Annotated in this window: 1 protein-coding gene; it reads right to left on the bottom strand. The window is 37.8% G+C overall.

What is annotated here, in order from left to right; translation table 11 throughout:
- Positions 1-210 precede the first annotated feature (210 nt).
- Positions 211-4,173 carry an InlB B-repeat-containing protein gene (locus Q0X02_RS07720; protein ID WP_297813975.1) on the bottom strand — a complete coding sequence of 1,321 codons (3,963 nt, stop codon included), beginning with the start codon at positions 4,171-4,173 and terminating at the stop codon, positions 211-213.
- Between the last annotated feature and the right edge of the window lie 453 nt (positions 4,174-4,626).

The raw sequence follows: 4,626 nt of genomic DNA, 5'->3' as shown, positions 1-4,626 counted from the left end.
TAAAAATAATTTCACAATATTTTTTTATTTTTTTATTTTTTATTTAACAAATTCACACAATTTTTTAAATATTTTTTTGTAAAAATTTTCTAACAGAAATATTCGTTTCGCTATTTCGCCTCGTCAAACATTTTTTTAACAAAAAATACCCAACACACGATTGGGTATTTAAAGCTCGATTAATTTCGCAAAATTTTGGAATTAATTTTATTATTTTCTTTTCTTTGACAAGTACAATCCACCAATTGTCGACAATGCTGCAATCGCCATCGACAACGCTTCGGTTTCAACCCCTGCTTTTGGCAATTTATTGGATTGTTTGCCGCTATTTTGAGATTGTGGTCTGACAATATTAATCACAGCATCCGCTACCAATATAGCTCCGTCTTTGGTAATTGTCGTGAGCTTGTCCGGATAGTAAGTTTTGCCCGTCACAGGGTCTGTGTACAAAGCAAAAATCTCAGTCGAACTTCCGTTTATTTTTGCCACAACTGTCAAATTTATTCTGTCGCCATATTTGTAGCCTTTAGTGTCGACCGTGATGAGCCCCGTGTTGGAATCAATCGTTGCATTTACATTTGGCATCCTTACCAACGAAAATCTCGTTCCAACTGGTGTTTCAACCACTTTTCCATCTTGATTTACGAATACAGGTTTCATCTTAACAACAGAGCCTTCAGCGACGCTAACTTCCCTGTAGACAAGTCTTAGTTGTCTGTTGATTTTTTGCTTGTTGCCATCGACCTTCGCTACAACCAAATCACTGCCTTTGATAGTGTCCCTGGAATTATCTGGATAAGTGATAGTAGCCGTTGCGTCGTTTCCGATATCGACCTTAGTTCCTCGTGGGAATTTGTCCTTGTTGGCATCTTCAATCTTCTCTTTAACTTTCGATTTTTCATCTTCGGTTAAATTAGAAGGATTTTTTACCTCGGTCTTTTCCGGAACTGTTGGGTCTACCTTGTCCGCGATAGTTCCTTCAGAAGGTTTGCCTCCGTCATGGTCGCCATCATTGTCAGATGGTTTGTGGTCATCTGATGGTTTGTCGCCGTCGTGGTCGGATGATGGTGTTGATGGTTTTGATGGCGTTGTTGGCGTTGATGGTGTTGTTGGCGTTGTTGGTGTTGTTGGCGTTGTTCCACCATCGCTCTTAGGTTTTTCATTCACCAATTTGTCAGCCGGAATTTTATCTTCTGAATTATCCGGATATGTTATTGTCGCATTGCCCTTGTCATCAAGCTTTACTTTTGTTCCTTCAGGGAATTTATCCTCGTTGACTTTTTCAATCTTGCCCTTGACTTCCTGCTTTTCGTCATCAGTAAGCTTGTCTTTGTCAGCTACATCAGTTTTTTCAGGAATAGTTGGGTCGATGATATCAGCAATCTTAAGTTCGGGTTTTTCTTCAGTTGCTGCTTCTCCGTGTTTGTATTTGAATACAAGGTCTTCTGCAGGGATTGTATCCTTTGATTTATCTGGATATGTTATTGTCGCATTGCCCTTGTCATCAACGTCTACTTTTGTTCCTTCAGGGAATTTATCCTCGTTGATTTTTTCAATCTTGTGCTTAACTTTCTCTTTTTCTTTATCGGTTAATTTCTTAGGTTCTTTAACGCCAGTTTTTTCAGGAATAGTCGGAGTAATCTTGTCGGCATAAGTCTTGTCATCAACTTTTTCCCAAACAGCCACAATCATTATACTCTTGCTACCATCAGTAATTATGCTTTTGCTGAAGTTAGAATTTAGATTAAATGTCTTGTCCGTTCCAAGCACTACCCATTTGACAAACTTGTATCCTTCTCTAGTAGGTACTTGTACGCCTGTTACTTTTTCGCCGTCTTTGACATTAGCTGTTTGAGTTGTTGGTGTACCACCATTTGCATTAAATACTACTTGGTATATTTCTGTTGAAGGTTTTGTTGTGTCGTTTACTTTGCCCTTTGTGACTGTTACTTTTACGTCTTTTGTAATTGTTTCGTCTGTTGGGTTGCCGTCTTCTCCTGTGGCACCTGTTCTTTTTGATTTGATTGTTACTTTGATTGTAACTTCTTTGCTTGTTTCACCTTCGCCAAATGTTACGTTTGGTGTTCCTGTTAGGTTTCCATTTGTGTCTACGCTTAATCCATCTTTTGTTTCTGATGTGATTGTTGTGTTTGGTTTGTTTGGTGTCACTACATTTGTGTTTGCGGCTACTGCTTTTCCATTTTCTACTGATGGCGATGTTACCGTTGCATCCAGGCCATCTCTTTCTTTTGGATTTGTGTCCTCATCATCTGGAATGCCGTCGTTGTCATCGTCATCATCAGTTTTGTCTGGTTTGCCGTCTCCGTCGGTGTCTCTTTGGACTGTTACTTTTGCTGTGTCTGTTAGGGTTTCTTTTTTGTCGCCTTCGCCTCTTGTTAGAGTGACTGTTATTGTGACGTCTTTTTGTTCTTCAGCTTCTCCCCATTTTTGTTTTGCTAGGCTTCCTGTGATTTTTCCTGTTGTTTTGTCGTAGCTTAGTCCATTGTCTACTGTTATTGTTGCGTCTTTTTTGTTTGTTTCTACTATGATTGTATCTATTGTTGTTCCGGTTTTGCCTTCTACTTTTGTTTGTGTTTTTGGTGTCACTGTTAGTGTTGTTTCGTTGTCATTTTCTGTGGCTGAGCCTTTGATTGTTGTATCTTCACTTATTATGCTACCTGATGCTAGTGACCATTTTGCATCTCTATATCCATCTTTTAGTGTTAATTTTGGAAATTCCCCATCAGGGAGTTTGATTCCTTTTTTAATATCTATAACTTTTTCTGTAAATTCAACGCCTTCACCTTTTTTGAATGTTACTCTTGCATAACCATCTGGTGTTATTTGTCCTTCTTTTGGGTGGAGGATGTCTGGCGTTGTTGTCAGCGTGATTAGACCACCAGTTTTCAAGTTGTATTCAGATTGTATTTTGTAGGTTGTATTGTCTAGTTTTATTTCCCCATTTTCAACCTTATCAACTGTTAATACTGGATTACCAGGTGTGTTTAATTCCGTAACATCGTGGTCACTGCCCAAATTTTCATCACTGCTAACATCTGCGGAGTTGCTGTCTTTGTTGATTTCGAAATTCAAATCAAATTCATCTTCAGTTCCACTGGCTACTGTCAACTTACCATTAATCGTTCCACCATCTGTTCTAGTTGTCTCCACGCCATAAGGGTTGACTACTTTTACTTTAATTTCGGGGTTTGCAATCTGCATATATACTTTATCAAAGTTAAGTGATATTGATGAATCTGCATTTGGCGTACTAGTGCCACCTTCTACCAATGTCTTTGGAGTGTTATCTATAATAGCGCCCCAATTCCCATGCCCTAAATTTACCGGAATTTCTACATTTGCTGAAACTGTTACTTTATTGCCTACTATGTCACTTTTTTTAATCGTAATAGTTTTTTTGTAGACTCTTTGATTTGACGTTTTAGAAAATTGCACGGCAACGTCGAAAGTGTCGGGCAATAAACTCATATCAAAGTCACCACCATTAATGCCCGTAAATTCCAACGTTACATTGACAGGTTGTTTCATTGTAAGTCCCGAAGTCACAGCCTTGTCTATTTTCACGTCCGATATCTCCAGACCCGAATTTTCAGTTTGTCCATCGGCATCAAGCGCTGACCTGTTTTGTGGTTTTTCAACGGAATTGCTGTTGGCAGATTCGTTTTTTTCTTCGACAACGACTTTCACCGCAACTTTTTCATCGTGGAATTTAGCATCTGCGAATTTGATTGTAACAAAAACCGTTTGAACTCCTGGCTTACTCGTGTCGATTTTTTCTCCCTCGTACACAGCTTTTGCGTTTTGTGGGAGATTTTTGATTGCAGTAGTTGGGTCAACGGAATCATTCACGTGCACCCTCAACGTTTCGACTTTCAATTCAGCGTTGGACTTTTGTGGTGATTTTGTACTCGTCGGTTGTGTTGGTTGTGTTGATTGTTCTGATACTCGTGCGTCATCATCGGCTGACTTCACCGATGAATTTTGCTCAGCTGAAACGACAGCCCTCGTTGAACTATCGATGGCAACTTTTTGCTCTATTTTTGTAGGCTCATCTACTATATTCGATGTTGTGTCTTTGTCAGCAAAAACCTGTTGTCCGCCAAGAACTATCGGAAGCGACAATGCTGCAACGATTAATTTCTTTTTCTTCATTTTTCCCCCTTATTTTTTTAAATCTAATTTCATTTCATCGAAAAATATCTACAAAATTTTTTTGAATTAAACGACGGCACAATACACATAAGACCATGTGCGTCGCAACCTTTTATATTTTCCAATCGTAATTTTTCTAAACAAAAAGGTTTTTGATTGTAGAGTATTTTAGTTAGATATATTATTTTTTTACATTTTCTTATTGTAACACTATTGCAAATTAGTCGCAAATCCGCAAATTTTCCCATTTTAAATATATATTCACTCTCGTTTCGTTTGCGAAAACCTACTAGTCTACTTCCAAATAAAATAAATTGCCGTGTATGTTTTTCAATAATTTTGTTGATAAATTCGTACAGCGTTTTTTTGTTGAAAAATCGACATTTTTAAGATTATGTCGTAGATTTTATTTTTTTAGTCCAATTTTTAATATTAAATATCATTGATATTTCA

It is taken from the genome of uncultured Finegoldia sp. (assembly GCF_947252345.1).
Taxonomy (GTDB): Bacteria; Bacillota; Clostridia; order Tissierellales; family Peptoniphilaceae; genus Finegoldia.
Note: the sequence above shows the minus strand (reverse complement) of the source record. Positions and strands in the feature narration are given on the sequence as shown.

What these genes read in the sequence shown, in the direction of transcription:
- Q0X02_RS07720 (WP_297813975.1), bottom strand. Translation starts at nt 4,173, where the DNA reads ATGAAGAAAAAGAAATTAATCGTTGCAGCATTGTCGCTTCCGATAGTT.